We start from the raw sequence: 16,413 nt of genomic DNA, 5'->3' as shown, positions 1-16,413 counted from the left end.
CGCGCGTGGACGACCCCCGGCCCGATGTGCTGCTGACCGGGCTGCTCTTCTACGACCTCGTCCTCACGGGTCTGGGGCAGCCGCCGACGCCGGGCGAGGAGATCTGGACGACCGGCATGGGCTGCGGCCCCGGCGGCATCGCGAACCTCGCGGTCGCCGCGTCCCGCTTCGGCCTGCGGACCTCCCTGGCCACGGTCTTCGGCGACGACTTCTACGGCGCGTACTGCCATGAGATCCTCGCCGGCCAGGAGGGCGTCGACCTCTCCCTGTCCCGCACCGCGAACGGCTGGCACACCCCCGTCACCGTCTCGCTCGCCCACGGCGACGACCGGGCGCTGGTCACCCACGGCCAGGAACCGCCGTACTCGCAGGACGTGCTGATGGGCGACCCGCCCGAGGCACGGACCGCGCTGGTGCACCTGGAGGCCGAGCCGCGCGGGTGGCTCGCCAAGGCCTCCGCGAACGGCACGCAGATCTACGCCGACGTCGGCTGGGACCCCACCGAGCAGTGGTCCCGCGACCTCCTCGACCAGCTCGCCCTGTGCCACGCCTTCCTCCCCAACGAGACCGAGGCAATGGCCTACACCCGCACCGACAGCGCGGTCGCGGCGCTCGGCACCCTCACCGAACTGGTGCCGGTCGCGGTGATCACGCGGGGCGGCGACGGGGCGGTCGCCGTCGACCAGACGACCGGCGAGTACGCGGAGGTCCCGGCCCTCGCCGTGGACGTCCTGGACGCGACGGGCGCCGGTGACGTGTTCGGCGCGAGTTTCGTCGCGGCCTCGCTCGGCGGCTGGCCGCTGGAGGAACGGCTGCGGTTCGCGGTGCTCGCGGCCGGGCTGTCCGTCCAGCACCACGGCGGCGCGCTGGCGGCGCCCGGCTGGTACGGCGTCGACCGTTGGCTGCATACAGTCCGCGATCCCGAACTGCGGCGCGCATACGGCTTCCTCGTCGACAGGATCCCGGCGGACCCCGGCCCGCCCGTCTCGTACGCCCCCGTCACTCCCCCCGCACCGAAGTAGCCCCCCCCTCCCTCTCAAGTCCCTTGCAAGTCCCCCCACTTGAGCCCCTCGTATGCACGACCCGAACAGATCGAACAGATCCGAAAGGCGGTGGGAGCTGTGCGGCTCTCACGAAGAGGCCTGCTCCGCGCGGGCCTGGCCGGTACGGCCGCCACGGCGCTCGGCGGCCTGGCGTCCGGCTGCGCCGTTCCGACCGGTTCCACCGGCCGGAACATGGTCCTGTGGTACTGGGACGGCGGCCTCGGCGACACGGTCGTCAAGAACGCCAAGGCGCGTTACGACAGTACGGTCGACCTCCAGGCGATCAAGATCGGTGGCTACTACCGGTCCAAGCTGATCACCACGATGGCGGGCAAGGCCCACATCCCCGACATCGCCGGCCTCAAGGGCGAGGACATGGCGTCCTATCTGCCCAACGCCGACCAGTTCGTGGACCTCAGGACACTCGGCGCGGACAAGTACAAGAGCCAGTACCTGACGTGGAAGTGGGAGCAGGGCATCGCCGACGACGGCACGATGGTCGGCTTCCCCATCGACTGCGGCCCGGTGGCCCACTTCTACCAGTACGCCGTCTTCCGCAAGGCCGGGCTGCCGTACGAACCGGCCGACGTCTCACAGGAGTTGAACACCTGGGAGAAGTTCTTCGCGGCGGGCGAGCAGCTCAGGAAGCGGATCCCCGGGACGTCTCTGGTCACCGACGTCAACAGCATCTTCGAGAACGTGGTGAACCAGGGCTCCAAACGGTACGTCGACAAGGACCGCCACTTCATCGGCGACCAGGAACACGTGCGCAACGCCTGGGCGTTGGCGGTGCAGGCCAAGCAGCGCAAGATCGTCTCGGATCTGGTCAGTGGCACGCCGGACCAGCTCTCGGCCGTGCAGGACGGCAAGTTGCCCAGTCAGCTGGGCGCTTCCTGGGCCACCAGCGACCTCAAGACCGGCGTGCCGAAGACCAAGGGCAGGTGGCGGGTCGCCGACATGCCGGTGCGGCCGGCCAACAACGGCGGTTCGTTCCTGTCGATCACCAAGGCGTGCCGCGAGCCCGAGCAGGCCTTCCGGATCATCACCTGGATGATGAACGCGGCCAACCAGGCTCAAGGCTTCGTCGACGCGGGCCTGTTCCCCTCCACCCCCGCCTCGTACGACCTGAAGACCGTGCGCGTACCGGACCCGTTCTTCGGCGGCCAGGACACGATGGACATCTTCGGGCCCGCCGCGCAGAAGATCACGGTCGCCTACAACAGCCCGTTCGACATCGCGCTCGGGCAGCCCCTCAAGGACGAGATCAAGAACGTCGGTGTCCTCGGCAAGGACCCCAAGAAGGCCTGGAGTGACGCCATGAGCAAGTGCCGGCGCATCGCGGACCACCTGGGGGTGAGCTACTGATGGCCACCGCACTGGACAAGCCCCCTGCCGCCGTGGACAGTTCGTCCGCCGCCTCGCGGCCCAAGAGCGGCTTCCGGAAGTACTGGCATCTGTATGCCGCGATCTCCCCGTTCTATCTGCTGTTCCTCTGCTTCGGGCTGATCCCCGTCGGGTTCTCGTTCTACCTCTCCCTCCACCGCTGGGACGGCCTCGGCTCCATGGAGTGGGCGGGTCTGTCGCAGTACAAGTACCTGCTGAGCGACACCGACTTCTGGAACTCGATCGGCAACACCCTGATCATCTGGGCGCTGGCGACGTTCCCCATGATCTTCCTCGCGATGATCACGGCCGTGATGCTCAACTCTGCGGTCCGCTTCAAGAACGTGTACCGCTTCGCCTACTTCCTCCCGAACGTCACCTCGGTGGTGGCGATCGCGATCGTCTTCGGCTCGGTGTTCTCCACCAACTTCGGCCTGGTGAACGCCCTGTTGCAGGCGGTGGGCATCGACCAGATCGCCTGGCTGAACACCCCGTGGGGCATCAAGATCGCGATCGCGACGCTGATGACCTGGCAGTGGACCGGCTACAACGCGATCATCTTCCTCGCCGGTCTGCAGACCATCCCGAGCGAGGTGTACGAGGCGGCCCGGATGGACGGCGCCGGACCGGTCCAGACGTTCTTCCGGATCACGCTGCCGATGATGCGGCCGGTGCTGCTGTTCGTTCTCGTCATCTCGACCGTCACCGGTCTGCAGAGCTTCTCCGAACCACAGGTGCTGCTGCAGAACACCTCCAACGACTCGACGTTCGCGGGCGGTCCGGGCCACTCCGGCCAGACGATGGTCCTGTACTTCTTCCAACAGACCTTCGACAACAACGACTTCGGTTACGGCGCCGCCGTGGCCTGGGGCATCTTCCTCGTCGTCATCATCTTCTCCATCGTCAACTGGCGCCTGGTGCAGCGCCGGGGCGAAGACTAGGGAGCCGGTCACCATGGCATTCTTCCAAGGCACACGGCGGCCGAAGGCGATCCGGGGCACCCGGAGCCGCGGCGTCGCCCTCCATGTCTCCCTGATCCTGGGCGTGTTGCTCTCGGCCTTCCCGTTCTACTGGGCCGTGATCATGTCGACGCACACCTCGTCGGAGATCTTCTCCTACCCGCCGAAACTGCTGCCGGGCACGCACTTCCTGGAGAACGTGCGCAGCCTCTTCGACAACATCGACTTCTTCGGCTCGATGTTCAACTCGGTACTCGTGGCGGGGTCGGTGACCTTCCTGGTCCTGTTCTTCGACTCGCTGGCCGCGTTCGTCTTCGCCAAGTTCCAGTTCCCCGGCAAGAACGTGATGTTCGCGCTGCTCATGGGCATCTTCATGGTGCCGGCGCAGCTCGCGGCCATCCCGCAGTTCGTCATCATGGCGAAGCTCGGCTGGATCGGCTCGATGACCGCGCTGATCGTGCCGGCCGCGGCCAACGCGTTCGGCATCTTCTGGATGCGCCAGTACATGAAGAGCGCGATCCACGACGAACTCCTCGACGCCTCCCGCATCGACGGCGCGAGCTTCCTGCGCCAGTACTGGCACGTGGCCCTCCCGGTGGTCCGGCCGGGCCTCGCCTTCCTCGGCATCTTCACCTTCATGGGCCAGTGGAACGACTACGCCTGGCCCCTGATCGCCCTCACCAACCCGAACAACGTCACCCTCCAGGTGGCCCTGTCCCAGCTCAACGGCACCCACGGCACCACCGACTACGGAATGGTCATGACCGGCGCGCTCCTCGCCCTCGTCCCCCTGCTGATCGTGTTCGCGGTCGGCGCCAAGCAGATCATCGGCGACCTCGGCAAGGGAGCCATCCGCTGATGACCGACCCGCTGCTCGCGCTCCGCCCCTGGGAGTCACCCGAGGTGACCTCCTGGGGGCGGTTGCCCATGTCCGCCGTCGACCGCCGCGCCGGTGCCGTGTCCCTCGACGGCGACTGGCGTTTCCAGCTGCTGCCGGCGCCGGACGCGCCACTCGCGGACGCCTGGTCGTCCGCATACGTGCCGGGCGTATGGACCATGCAGGATACGGACGACCTTCCGCAGTACACGAACGTCCGTATGCCGTATGCGGAATTCCCTCCACTGTCGCCGGTCGACAATCCGACGGGTGTCTACGAGCGTGAGGTGGACGTCCCGGCCGACTGGGCCGGGCGGCGGATCGTGCTCCAGGTCGGGGCCGCCGAGAGCGTGCTGCTCCTGCACGTGGACGGGCGGCCCGTCGGCATCTCCAAGGACTCCCACCTCGCCGCCGAGTTCGACCTCTCGCACGTCGTACGTCCCGGCGGGCGGGCCACCGTACGGCTGACCGTGGTCAAGTGGTCGGACTCCTCGCACATCGAGGACCAGGACCAGTGGTGGCACGGGGGCATCACCCGGTCGGTGCTGCTGTACGCGACCGATCCGCTGCATCTCGCGGACGTCACCGTGCGGGCGTCCTACGACGGCGAGCTGCAGGTCGACTGCCAGGTGCGGGACGCGGCCGGCGCACTGCCCGCCGGGTGGTACGTCAGCGGGGATCTCGACGGTCAACTCCTCACCCAGGACAAGGAGTTCGACCGCTTCAACACGGAGGACGACCGGGTCTCCGACTTCCTCGGCGAGGCCCGCATGCGCGCCACGGTGCCCGAGGTCCGCACCTGGAACGCCGAGACGCCCGAGCTGTACGGCCTCACCGTCCGGCTGCACCGCGCCGACGGAACGGTCGCCGACTCGTCGTACCGGCGCATCGGCTTCCGTGACGTCGAGATCGTCGGGCGTGACCTGCTCGTCAACGGCGAGCGCGTGTTCGTCCGGGGCGTCAACCGGCACGACTTCCATCCGCTGACCGGCCGCACGGTGTCGTACGACGACATGCGCGCGGACCTGGTGCTGCTCAAGCGGTTCGGCTTCAACGCCGTCCGCACCTCGCACTACCCGAACGACCCGGCGCTCTACGACCTCGCCGACGAGCTGGGCTTCTACGTCGTCGACGAGGCGGACATCGAGTCGCACGACCACGCGCACGAGATCGCGGACGACCCGCACTATCTCAACGCGTTCGTGGACCGCATGGCGCGGATGGTGCTGCGCGACAAGAACCACCCCTCCGTCATCATCTGGTCGCTCGGCAACGAGTCCGACTACGGCGCCAATCACGACGCGGCCGCCGGCTGGGTCCGTCGGCACGACCCCACTAGACCGGTCCAATACGAGGGCGCGGCCAAGCGCGGCTGGGCCGACCCGGACCTCGCCTCCGACATCGCGTGCCCGATGTACGCGCCGCTGGAGGACTGTGTCGCCCATGCGCTGTCCGGTGAGCAGACCAAGCCGTTGATCCAGTGCGAGTACTCCCACGCGATGGGCAACAGCAACGGAACCCTCGCGGACCACTGGGCCGCCATCGAGTCAACCCCGGGTCTTCAGGGCGGCTTCATCTGGGAGTTCTGGGACCACGGAATCCTGCAGCGTGTGAGCGACGGAAGACCCACCGGCCGCGCGGGCGCCGGACTGTATGACAACGGTGTCGCCGCGCCCGGTCAACGCTGGGCGTACGGCGGTGACTTCGGCGAGTCGATCCACGACGGCGCGTTCATCGCCGACGGCGTGGTGTTTCCCGACCGCACGCCCAAGCCTGTCATGTTCGAGCACCGGGAGATCGCGGCGCCGGTGCGCATCGAGTGTTTCCGGCACGAGGGCATCGTCCTCGGCAACCACCAGCACTTCCGCGGCTTCGAATGGCTCACCGCCACCTGGGAGTTGGCCCTCGCGGACGGCCGTACGCTGACCGCTCCGGCCGAACTGCCCGCCCTGTGCCCGGGTGAGACGGTGGCCGTACCGCTGCCGTTCGACCTGCCGGAGGACGGCGGCGAGGCCTGGCTGACGCTGCGCGTGACGACGGCCGAGGACCAGGCGTGGGCACCGCGCGGCACGGACGTGTGCGCGCCCCAGGTACGGCTGCGGGCGGCAACCCCGATGGCACCGCCGGTGGTTGGCGGCGGCCGGGTCGAGGTCGACGGCGAAGGCCTGCTCCTCCACCCGCTGTTGACGGTCGCCCCGACCCTGTCCCTGTGGCGGGCGCCCACCGACAACGACGAGTTGGGCGGCATGGCGGCGCGCTGGCGGACCTGGGGGCTCGACTCGCTGGTCCGCAAGATCGTCTCGGTACGGCGTGACGGCGAGCGCGTGACGACGGTCGCCGAGTACGCCGGGGCCGCCGGTGTGGTCCGGCACTGTCAGGTGTTCACGCCGGTGGAGGGCGGGGTCAGGGTCGAGGAATCGGCCCAGCTGCCCGAGGAGTTCGTCGATGTGGCCCGGGTGGGCACCGTGTTCGAGACGGTGCCGGGTCTTGATCTGCTGGAGTGGTTCGGCCGGGGTCCCTGGGAGTCGTACCCCGACCGCAGCACGGGCGCGCCCGTGGGCCACCACTCGGTCCCCGTCGACGAGTTGTTCACTCCGTATCTGCGGCCGCAGGAGAGCGGCGGCAGGCACGGGGTGCGGCGGTTCACGCTGTCGGCACCGGACGCCACCGGTCTCGCGGTCGACCTCGACGAGCCCCGCCAGGTCTCGGTGACCCGCCATCGCGCCGCGGACCTGACCGCCGTACGGCATCACGACGAACTGGTGCCGCGCGCGTCCTGCGTGGTGCAACTCGACGCGGCGCACCGGGGGTTGGGCACGGCGTCGTGCGGCCCCGACACGTCGGCGCAGTATCTCGTCGCACCGGGCGTCCATCGCTGGAGCTGGACCCTGCGCGTTCTCTGAAATCCCCCAGCCTTGAACTCCCCAGCTTTCACGAGCACTTACCCACGGAGCACACGTGTGTACTTCGCATGAGCACGAGCAGGACCAGTGCGAGACGGCCCAGGCCGGCGCCGGACGGCGCAGTTTCCTGCGGGCGACCGCGCTGCTGGGCGCCGCCGCCACGGCCGGCGTCACGCTGCCCACCGCCGCCGAGGCGGCCCCGGCGACGGCGAGTTGGCGGCCCGACACCGACAGCCGGCGGTTCACTCTCGCGGTGATGCCGGACACCCAGTACCTCTTCGACGGGCCGAGCATCGACAAGGCGCCGATCGAGGCCTCGCTGCGCTATCTCCTGGAACACGGCAAGGACGAGAACATCGTCTTCCTGTCCCACCTGGGCGACCTGACCCAGAACGGCGCGAAGCCCGAATTCGCCGCGATCGGGGAGGCGTTCAGGCTGCTGGACCGGCGGGGCGTCGGCTACAGCGTGCTGGCCGGCAACCACGACATCAAGTCGTCGACGGACGACCAGCGCGGCGCGTCGCCCTACCTGGACACGTTCGGCCCGCAGCGCTTCAAGAGCAAGCCCACGTTCGGCGGCGCCTCTTCGGACGGCTACAACACGTACCACCTGTTCAAGGCGGCCGGGCGCCAGTGGCTGGTGCTGGCGCTGGACTGGCGGCTGTCCGCGAAGGGCTACGCCTGGGCGAAGGACGTCATCGCGCGGCACCCGAAGACGCCGGTCATCCTCACCACGCACGAACTGGTCGTGGACGACGACACGTTGTCGGACTACGGGCAGCAGCTGTGGGACCAGCTGATCGCGGACCACGACCAGATCTTCCTGACCCTGAACGGCCACTACTGGCCGGCTCGCCGGGCAACGCGCAAGAACGCGGCGGGGAATGACGTCCACCTTCATCTGACGAACTATCAGAACCGTTACTTCGGCGGCGCGGCGATGATCCGCCTCTACCACTTCGACCTGGACCGCGACGTCATCGACGTCGAGACGGTGTCACCGTGGATCCTGGGCCGGGCGGCGAAGGGCCTCAACGAGCTGGAGCGGCAGGAGATCGAACTCAGCGGCGACGCCGACCGGTTCTCCGTCGGCATCGACTTCGCGGACCGCTTCGCCGGCTTCGACCCGGTGCCGGTCCGCCCGGCGCGCCCCGCGTCGAAGATGGTGATCCCGGGCACGGCCGCCTACTGGCGCTTCGAGTCCCCGGTCTCCGGCACCGTCCGTGACCTGTCCGGCCGCGGCAACGACCTCACCGTGGTCCCGGTGAACGGCGGCACCCTCGGCTGGTCGGCGGACCACCACCCGGACCAACCGGGCCACGGCAGCCTGGAGTTCACGGGCTACAAGTCCCCGTTGAAGGGCGCATACCTGCGGACCGTCGACGGAGCGCCGCTCAACTCGGCGACGTTCAAGGACGGTTACACCATCGAGGCGTTCTACTGGCTGCCGGCCGACTGGGACGCCTCGCACAACGCCTGGGCCGGACTGGTCAGCCGCACCGGCCGCAACGGCTCCGTCGGCACGGTGACGGACGACCCCGACGAGCCGCTCGCCACCCTGTCCCTCTCCGACGGCCCAGGCCCGCAGTGGGCGGTACACCCCCTGAACCAGCCCCAGTTGGCCACCAACTGGGGCGACGAGACCGACCCCGAGATCTGGTGGCACCTCGCCGTCGTCAACGACGGACGGCACACCACCATGTATGTCCAGGGCTGCCCGGTGGCCCGCAACCCGCACGCCCCCGCGATCGGCATCGCCTCCTCCGGACAGCCCTGGCTGCTCGGCGGCTACGAGTACGCGGACAAGATCGACCAGATCCTGCACGGTCGCCTCGGCGATGTCCGGATCGTCTCCCGGGCGCTGCCCGTGACCTCCTTCATGACCCACTGACAGCCCTCCAGAGGACTTCGAACCATCATGACCGAGCAGCAGCTGCCCTCCTGGGCCGATCCGTCCGTCTCCCCCGCCGACCTCGACGCTCAGGGCGTCTCCCGACGCCAACTCCTGCGCCGCGCGGGCCTGTTCGGCGCCGCGTTCACCCTCGGTGCGGGCCCGCTCGCCACCTCCGCCTCGGCGGCGGGCCGGGGTTACGGCGGCGACGACCCGCGCCTCGCCTACCTCGTCGGCGACCACCACGTGCACTCCGTGTACAGCCACGACGCGAAGTACACGTTCTCCCAGCAGGCGAAGGCCGCCGCCACATACGGCCTCGACTGGATGGTGTTCAACGAGCACTCCAACTTCGGACACGCCTCCTACGGCGCCAAGTCGGAGCACGCGGAGATCCTCAAGGCGCGTGCCGCGAACCCCCGCCAGCTGATCTTCCAGGGCCTGGAGTGGTACATCCCGGCCGCCGAGCACTGCACGGTGTTCGCCGCGCCAGGTCGCAACGAGGTGGACCTGCTCACGCAGTTCGAGCTGGCCTACGACGGCAAACTGCTGGGCTACACCGAGGGCTCGGCCGGGGCGACGGACACCGCCCGCAACGAGGCCCACGCCGTGAAGGCCGTCAAGTGGCTGGCCGCGCAGCGCCGTTCGGGCTACGTCGACGACGTCCTCGTCCTCGCCAACCACCCGCTGCGCCTGGGCATCGACTCCCCGCACGAGATGCGGGCCTGGCGGGACGCGGCCCCGGAGATCATGATCGGCATGGAGGGCGCGCCCGGCGCCCAGGGCGCGGCCCTGCCCGGCTGGCGCGGCGCCACGTCGATCCGCGGCGAGTACGAGAACAAGCCCTCGGCGCAGTCCTGGTCGGGCTATCCGACGGACGCGTATGTGACGTACGGCGGGTTCGACTGGGCGACCGCGACCGTCGGCGGGCTGTGGGACTCGATGCTGGCCGAGGGCCGGCTGTTCTCGATCACCACCAACTCCGACAACCACCGAACGGTCTACGACACTTGGGCCAACGGCGCCTGGCCCGACGGGCAGAACTTCGACAACACCGGCAAGCTGCCCGACCCGGTGCAGACGGACTCCCCGCAGCCCGGCAGCGACTTCTGGCCCGGCGAGTTCAGCCGCACGCACGTGGGCGTGACCCGCTACGGCTACCGCGAGGTGATGGCGGGGATGCGCGCCGGCCGGGTCTGGGTCGACCACGGGCATCTGCTGGACGGGCTCGACGTGCGCCTGAAGCGGGACTGCGACCACGGTCAGGGCGTCACCCTGGGCGGCCGGCTGCGGGTCCGCAAGGGCGACCGGCTCACGCTGAACATCACCGTGACGACCGCCTCGCGGCCCAACGCCCAGGGAATCCTGCCCGAGTTGGCGCACGTGGACGTGATCCGGGGCGCGGTGCGCGGCGCGGTGTCCGACCGGGACGCGTGGCGGGCGCCGGACACGAAGGTCGTCCGTACGGCGGACGTCGGCGGCCGCAAGGGGACGTACACCCTGCGCGTCCCGGTGACCGCCGGGGACGAGTCCTTCTACCTGCGGCTGCGCGGCAGCGACGGCAAGCGACACGGCGCGGGCTACCTCGGCGCCTCGGTCGACCCGCACGGCCCGATCCCCCACGAGCCCGGAACCGGTGACCCGTGGGCCGACACATGGTTCTATTCCAACCCCATCTTCGTCGACCTGGCAGGTATCTGATGAAGCGTCAACTCACTTTCCTCGCTGGCTTATTGGGTGCCCTCACGCTCGGCGTGAGCACCTCCTCTGCGGCGGCCGCCACCACCTGGGTGGAGACCGGCACGGCGTACACCGGCAGCCTCGGCGGCGGTGAGGGCGTCGCCAGTCAGGCGGACGGCTCGCTGCTGTACCGCGGGCTGGCGTCCATCCCGCTGGATCTGCGCATCCAGGGCTGGAACCACATCGGCGACCCGGACATCGCGAACGGCTACGTCTTCGACGCCTACCAGGGCGCCGACACGGCCACGTCCAAGATGTTCGCGGTCACCACGCCGTCGGGGACCCGGTACTCGTACGTCCACACGCTCGACTCGGGCGAGAAGATCAACAACTCGTTCGACGCGATCTCGCCCGACACGCAGTGGATGGTGTCGGGCGAGTGGGGCGACCAGTCCAGACTCCAGGTCTTCCCCACGCCCCTGCTCAACCCGTCGACTCCGGCGACGGGCGGGGCACTGCCGCAGGCCGGGCAGATCACCCTGGACAGGACGGTGAACGACATCCAGGGCTGCGACTTCGTGACGGACACCCGCCTGGTGTGCGTCTCGGACGACGCGTCGGGGACCAAGTTCCCCGAGATCCGCCCGCTCCTCCAGGTCGACCTGCCCCACAAGCTGGACGGCCAGCCGATCACCGGCACGGTCACCAGCCTGTTCGCACTGCCCGAACGCAGCATCTGCACGGGCACGTTCGAGGCCGAGGGCATCGACTACGACGTGAACAGCGGCACGCTGCGTGCCGAGGTCGTCCAGCCGGGCGTGTGCCAGGTGTCGACGAGCGTCTACTCGTACAAACAGCAGTAGACGAACGGTAGTTGCGGCTGCCGGTCAGGCGTAGAACCGCGAGAGACTCTGCAGGACGGCGGCGGGCTTCGGCCCGCCGTCGATCTCGATCGTCCCGTCGACGGCGACCTGTACCCCGCCCGGCACGTCCTCCACCGAGGCGAGCTTCGCGACGAGCCGGATCCGCGACCCGACCTTGACCGGTGCGGGGAAACGCACCTTGTTCAGGCCGTAGTTGACCTTCGTGGACACGCCCTCGACGTCCAGCAGCTCGGTGAAGAGCGGGATGAAGAGGGAGAGGGTCAGATAGCCGTGCGCGATGGGCGCGCCGAAGGGGCCTGCCGCGGCCTTCTCCGGGTCGACGTGGATCCACTGGTGGTCGCCGGTCGCGTCGGCGAAGGTGTTGACGCGTTCCTGGGTGACCTCGATCCACTCGCTGGTGCCGAGGTCGCTGCCCGCGAGCTTCTTGAGTTCGTCGAGGCCGTTCACGGTGATGGTCATAAGTAGCCTGTTCCTTAAGGGAGTTACTGGTCACCGAAGCGCTTGCGCACCCGGGACTTGAGGAGCTTGCCGGAGGCGGTGCGCGGAAGTTCGTCCGCGATCACCATCGACTTGGGGATCTTGTACTTGGCGAGCCGGCCGGCCAGCGACGCGAGCACCTCGTCGGGATCCGGCGACGCACCCTCGCGCGGCACGACGACCGCGCGCGGCACCTCGCCCCACTTGTCGTCCGCGACCCCGATGACCGCGCACTCGACGATGTCGGGGTGGGCGAGGAGGAGGTCCTCGATCTCGGCGGGGTAGATGTTCTCCCCACCGGAGATGATCATGTCCTTCATACGGTCGACGATGTACACGTACCCGTCCTCGTCGGTCCGTGCCGCGTCCCCGCTGCGGAACCAGCCGTCGGCGAAGACCGCGGCCGTCTCCTCGGGCAACCCCCAATAACCGGGCATGACATGGGGCCCGCGCACCACGACCTCGCCGGTCTCGCCGACGCCGGCGGGGGTGAGGTCGGGCCGTACGACCCGTACGTCGCTGAAGAAGTGCGGCACACCCGCCGAACCCGCCTTGCTCACCGCGTGTTCGGCGTCCAGGAACAGGGTTCCGGGCGCGGCCTCCGTCATGCCGTAGCCCTGCAGGAAGGTCAGTCCGCGTTCCTGGTAGGCGGCGATCAGCGGCGACGGGACCGGGGAGCCGCCGCAGGTGAGGATGCGCAGCGAGGAGAGGTCGGCGTCGGCCCAGCGGGGGTGCCGGGCCAGCTGGTCGAACATCGTCGGGACCCCGAACATGAAGGTGATCCGGTGCTGTTCGATCAGGTCGAAGGTGGCGTCCGGGTCGAAGGCCTCGACCAGGACGCAGGTACCGCCCTTGAGCAGCACCGGCAGAGTGAGCATGTTGAGGCCGGCCGTGTGGAACAACGGGGCGGAGACCAGGGCGCGTTCGTCGGCGATCAGGTCGGTGTCGACGAGGACGTTGATCGCGTTCCAGGCCAGGTTGCCGTGGGTGAGCATGGCGCCCTTGGGGCGGCCCGTCGTGCCCGAGGTGTACATGATGATGCAGGTGTCGTCGGCCGTGACGGGCTCGTCGATCGGCTCGTCGGACGCCGCGGCGAGCAACTCCTCGTATTCCGGGCCGACTTCGAGGTATGTACGTACGTCGGTGCTGCCCGGCAGTCCGGCGACGAGGCCGGCGTGCGTGGGGCCGTAGACGAGGATCTTGGCGCCGGAGTCGGAGAGTTGGTGGGCGATCTCGGGGCCGACGAGGCGGGTGTTGAGGGGGACGAAGACCGCGCCGAGGATGCCGGCCGCGAACAGGGTCTCCAGGTAGGAGGGGTGGTTGGGGCCGAGGTAGGCGATGCGGTCGCCGCGGCGGACGCCTCGGGCGCGCAGGGCGTGGGCGAGGCGGGTGGTTCGTGTATGCAATGTGCCGTAGTCGATCGACGAACCGTTGCCGGGCGTCGGCGGACCGCTGTGGTCCGTGGACCGCCCGCTGTCGACCGTCGCCCGTCCGCTGCCGACCGTCGACGAACCACTGGCGACCGTCGACAGTCCACCGTGGCCCGCCGACAACCCATCGTCGACTGTCGACGAACTACCGGCGCCTGCCGACCCTCGGCTGCCGTCCGTCGTCGGAATACCGTGACCCGTCGACGGCCCACCGCCGACCGTAGACAGTCCGCCGTAGACCAAAGCCGTTCGGTGCGGGGTCTTGCGGGCCCGGCGTGCGGGCCAGGACCCCAGTCCCTCGTTGCGCATCCGGTGCCCCTTACGTCAGTCCGAGCAGGCGGGCGGCGTTCTCCTTGAGGATCTTCGGCTTGACCTCGTCCTTGATCGGCAGCTTCTCGAAGTCGGCGAGCCAGCGGTCCGGGGTGAGGACGGGGTAGTCGGAGCCGAAGAGGACCTTGTCCTTCAGCAGGGTGTTCGCGTACTGCACCAGCTGCGGCGGGAAGTACTTCGGGGACCAGCCGGACAGGTCGATGTGCACGCCCGGCTTGTGCGTGGCGACGGCGAGGGCCTCGTCCTGCCAGGGGAAGGACGGGTGCGCCAGGATGATCTTGAGGTGCGGAAAGTCGGCGGCGACGTCGTCCACGTGGAGGGGGTTGGAGTACTTCAGGCGGATCCCGCCTCCCCCCGGCACTCCCGCGCCGATGCCCGTCTGGCCGGTGTGGAAGAGGGCGATGGTGCCCGTCTCCTCGATGACCTCGTACAGGTCGTAGGCCACGGACCGGTCGTTGGGGAAGAAGCCCTGGATGTTGGGGTGGAACTTGAAGCCCTTGACCCCGTACTCCTCGACCAGGCGGCGGGCCTGCTTCACGCCCGCTCTACCCCGGAACGGGTCGATGGACGCGAAGGGGATGAGCACGTCGGCGTTGGCGGCGGCGGCCTCGGCGACCTCCTCGTTCGGGACGGGCTCGGTGCCGGTCGCGGACTCGGCGTCGACCGTGAAGATCACCGCGGCCATCTTCCGCTCGCGGTAGTACGCGGCGGTCTCCTCCAGGGTCGGCTTCCGCTTGCCCTCGACCTTGAAGTAGGCGGAGGAGGCGTCGTGCAGGTCGTCGTCCAGGGAGGAGTGCCCCTTGGAGGACACCTCCGCGTGGGTGTGGACGTCGATCGCGACGAGTTCACCGATGTCCATACCGGTGCCCCTACCCGTACCCGTGCCGGTGTCCGTACCGATGTCCATCACGCCTCCGGCAGCTTCGGTGCGGGGATGCCGACCGACTGGAGTTCGGCGCCGACCGAGGTGGGGAAGGCGTCGGCCAGGGTGTCAGGGGTCCAGCCGCCGTCGGCGTAGGCCGCGCTGATCTCCTGCGGGTGGGACCAGAGTGCCACCTTGTCGCCGCCGATGCCGATGGCCTGGCCGGTGATGCCGCGCGCGGCCTCGGAGGCGAGGAACGGAACGAGGGCGGCGCAGTCCTCGGGGGTGCCGAAGCCCTCGCCCTTGCGGAGGAAGTCGGGCAGCGGGTCGCCGTTCCTCATGGCCTCGATGTACGGGGCGAACGCGGGGATCGTCTCGGTCATCGCCGTCGCGGCGACCGGCACGATCGCGTTGACGGTGATGCCCGCGCGGCCCAGTTCCATCGACCAGGTACGGGCGAAGGCGGCGATGCCGGCCTTGGCGGCCGAGTAGTTCGTCTGGCCGAAGTTGCCGCGCTGGCCGGCCGGCGAGCCGACCAGGATCAGGCTGCCGCCCTCGCCCTGCTCGCGCATTCGTACGGCGGCGGCGCGGGCGCAGGTGAAGGTGCCCTTGAGGTGGGTGGTGATCACCGCGTCGAAGTCCTCGTCGGTCATCTTCCACAGCACCTTGTCACGCAGGATGCCCGCGTTGGTGACGAGGATGTCGAGCCGCCCGAACTCCTCTACGGCACGGTTCACCAGCCGCTCGGCGGCCTCCGTCGTACCGACCGGGACCACCTCGGCGACGGCGGTGCCGCCCGCCTCGGCGATCGACTTCACGGCCTGTTCGGCCACCGCCTCGTCGATGTCGTTGACGACCACGGACGCGCCGTGGGCGGCCAGGGCGTGCGCGTAGGCGAGGCCGAGGCCCCGGCCACTGCCGGTGACGACGGCGACCTTGCCGGTCAGATCGATGCTGGGCACGAGCGGTCCCTTCACAAGACGAGGCTGCGGTACGACACACCGGGACCGTGACCGCGAAGTCCCCGAAGTCCGCGAGGACTGCGAAGACCGCGAACGGCACCGGTGCGGCTTCGAGATCGAAGCTAAGAGCAATAATTGTTGACGTCAATAGTTGTTGCCGATGGACCATGTGCGTCACACTGGCTCCGAACCACCGCACGCCCCGCCCGGGGCCTCGACCCAGGGAGCCCGCCATCGCCCGTCAGCCGCACGCCGCGAACCCCTCGATCGACGCGCACGAGCCGTGGATGCGCGGGCTGCACGCGGACACGGGCTACCTCATGTACCGGCTGGGCCTGCGCTCCGGCCAGCTCTTCAACACGTTCCTCCAGGAGTCGGGCCTGCGCCTGCGCCACTACGCGCTGCTCCGCTTCCTGGCCACGTCCGACGGCGCCCTCCAGCGCGAACTGAGCACCCGGCTCGGCTACGACCCGAGCGCGATCGTCGGCCTGGTCGACGACCTGGAGAAGCTGGGATTCGCCGAGCGCCGCCCTTCCCCCGACGACCGCCGCAGCCGCATCGTGGTCCTGACGGCGGACGGCCGCGGCTTCCTGCGCGACACGGACGAAGCGGGCCTGCGCGTCACGAACGAACTGCTGGACCCGCTCGACCCGACCGAGCGCGAGACCCTGCACACCCTGCTGCAACGGGTCGCCGAGGACGGACTGACCTGACACCGGACGGAGGCCCGGC

13 protein-coding genes are annotated in these 16,413 nt (G+C 69.3%); 9 read left to right on the top strand and 4 right to left on the bottom strand.

The genetic code is table 11. The features are described from left to right. Positions 1-5: 5 nt before the first annotated feature. From OG496_RS45600 to OG496_RS45565, 8 genes are all read left to right on the top strand, one after another. Entirely contained in the window at positions 6-1,022 is a 1,017-nt protein-coding gene (locus OG496_RS45600) for a carbohydrate kinase family protein (protein WP_405975056.1), read from the top strand. 99 nt (positions 1,023-1,121) lie between these two features. Then, entirely contained in the window at positions 1,122-2,408 is a 1,287-nt protein-coding gene (locus tag OG496_RS45595) for an extracellular solute-binding protein (protein ID WP_366493517.1), read from the top strand. Next, positions 2,408-3,367, top strand: a complete 960-nt coding sequence (locus OG496_RS45590; protein WP_366493518.1) for a sugar ABC transporter permease — start codon at positions 2,408-2,410, stop codon at positions 3,365-3,367. The genes OG496_RS45595 and OG496_RS45590 overlap by 1 nt, the downstream gene beginning before the upstream one ends. A gap of 13 nt (positions 3,368-3,380) precedes the next feature. After that, positions 3,381-4,244, top strand: coding sequence for a carbohydrate ABC transporter permease (locus OG496_RS45585; protein ID WP_366493519.1), 864 nt, complete (start codon positions 3,381-3,383; stop codon positions 4,242-4,244). Next, positions 4,244-7,165, top strand: a complete 2,922-nt coding sequence (locus OG496_RS45580) for a glycoside hydrolase family 2 TIM barrel-domain containing protein (protein WP_405975055.1) — start codon at positions 4,244-4,246, stop codon at positions 7,163-7,165. The genes OG496_RS45585 and OG496_RS45580 overlap by 1 nt, the downstream gene beginning before the upstream one ends. Before the next feature lie 55 nt (positions 7,166-7,220). After that, on the top strand, positions 7,221-9,056 hold the full coding sequence (locus OG496_RS45575; protein WP_405975054.1) for a LamG-like jellyroll fold domain-containing protein: 1,836 nt from the start codon (positions 7,221-7,223) through the stop codon (positions 9,054-9,056). Between the two features lie 27 nt (positions 9,057-9,083). Beyond that, positions 9,084-10,757, top strand: a complete 1,674-nt coding sequence (locus OG496_RS45570; RefSeq protein WP_405975053.1) for a PHP domain-containing protein — start codon at positions 9,084-9,086, stop codon at positions 10,755-10,757. Continuing rightward, complete coding sequence (locus OG496_RS45565) at positions 10,757-11,599, top strand: hypothetical protein (RefSeq protein ID WP_405975052.1); 843 nt, start codon at positions 10,757-10,759, stop codon at positions 11,597-11,599. The genes OG496_RS45570 and OG496_RS45565 overlap by 1 nt, the downstream gene beginning before the upstream one ends. 24 nt (positions 11,600-11,623) lie before the next feature. On the opposite strand, the gene OG496_RS45560 is transcribed toward OG496_RS45565, so the two are convergent. From OG496_RS45560 to OG496_RS45545, 4 genes are read right to left on the bottom strand one after another with little or no spacing between them, the layout of a single operon-like run. Further along, complete coding sequence (locus OG496_RS45560; RefSeq protein ID WP_366493524.1) at positions 11,624-12,079, bottom strand: MaoC family dehydratase; 456 nt, start codon at positions 12,077-12,079, stop codon at positions 11,624-11,626. A gap of 23 nt (positions 12,080-12,102) precedes the next feature. After that, positions 12,103-13,836 (bottom strand): acyl-CoA synthetase, encoded by a 1,734-nt coding sequence (locus OG496_RS45555; protein WP_405975051.1) that lies wholly within the window; start codon positions 13,834-13,836, stop codon positions 12,103-12,105. A gap of 10 nt (positions 13,837-13,846) precedes the next feature. Beyond that, the gene (locus OG496_RS45550) at positions 13,847-14,716 is read right to left on the bottom strand and encodes an amidohydrolase family protein (protein WP_366493912.1); all 870 of its coding nucleotides are present in this window, start codon (positions 14,714-14,716) and stop codon (positions 13,847-13,849) included. Positions 14,717-14,763: 47 nt separating this feature from the next. Further along, the gene (locus OG496_RS45545; protein ID WP_318019994.1) at positions 14,764-15,681 is read right to left on the bottom strand and encodes an SDR family oxidoreductase; all 918 of its coding nucleotides are present in this window, start codon (positions 15,679-15,681) and stop codon (positions 14,764-14,766) included. Positions 15,682-15,968: 287 nt separating this feature from the next. Between OG496_RS45545 and OG496_RS45540 the strand changes: the two genes are divergently transcribed. After that, the gene (locus OG496_RS45540; protein WP_399389690.1) at positions 15,969-16,394 is read left to right on the top strand and encodes a MarR family winged helix-turn-helix transcriptional regulator; all 426 of its coding nucleotides are present in this window, start codon (positions 15,969-15,971) and stop codon (positions 16,392-16,394) included. Positions 16,395-16,413 lie beyond the last annotated feature (19 nt).

It is taken from the genome of Streptomyces sp. NBC_00988, assembly GCF_045162645.1.
GTDB lineage: Bacteria > Actinomycetota > Actinomycetes > Streptomycetales > Streptomycetaceae > Streptomyces.
The sequence above is the reverse complement of the archived record's forward strand: the minus strand, read 5'-3'. Positions and strand labels throughout refer to the sequence as shown.

Excerpts from the sequence above, each read along its gene's own strand:
- OG496_RS45590 (WP_366493518.1), top strand. The coding sequence starts at position 2,408 with ATGGCCACCGCACTGGACAAGCCCCCTGCCGCCGTGGACAGTTCGTCC.
- OG496_RS45585 (WP_366493519.1), top strand. The coding sequence starts at position 3,381 with ATGGCATTCTTCCAAGGCACACGGCGGCCGAAGGCGATCCGGGGCACC.
- OG496_RS45580 (WP_405975055.1), top strand. The coding sequence starts at position 4,244 with ATGACCGACCCGCTGCTCGCGCTCCGCCCCTGGGAGTCACCCGAGGTG.
- OG496_RS45570 (WP_405975053.1), top strand. The coding sequence starts at position 9,084 with ATGACCGAGCAGCAGCTGCCCTCCTGGGCCGATCCGTCCGTCTCCCCC.
- OG496_RS45565 (WP_405975052.1), top strand. The coding sequence starts at position 10,757 with ATGAAGCGTCAACTCACTTTCCTCGCTGGCTTATTGGGTGCCCTCACG.
- OG496_RS45560 (WP_366493524.1), bottom strand. The coding sequence starts at position 12,079 with ATGACCATCACCGTGAACGGCCTCGACGAACTCAAGAAGCTCGCGGGC.
- OG496_RS45555 (WP_405975051.1), bottom strand. The coding sequence starts at position 13,836 with ATGCGCAACGAGGGACTGGGGTCCTGGCCCGCACGCCGGGCCCGCAAG.
- OG496_RS45550 (WP_366493912.1), bottom strand. The coding sequence starts at position 14,716 with ATGGACATCGGTGAACTCGTCGCGATCGACGTCCACACCCACGCGGAG.
- OG496_RS45540 (WP_399389690.1), top strand. The coding sequence starts at position 15,969 with ATGCGCGGGCTGCACGCGGACACGGGCTACCTCATGTACCGGCTGGGC.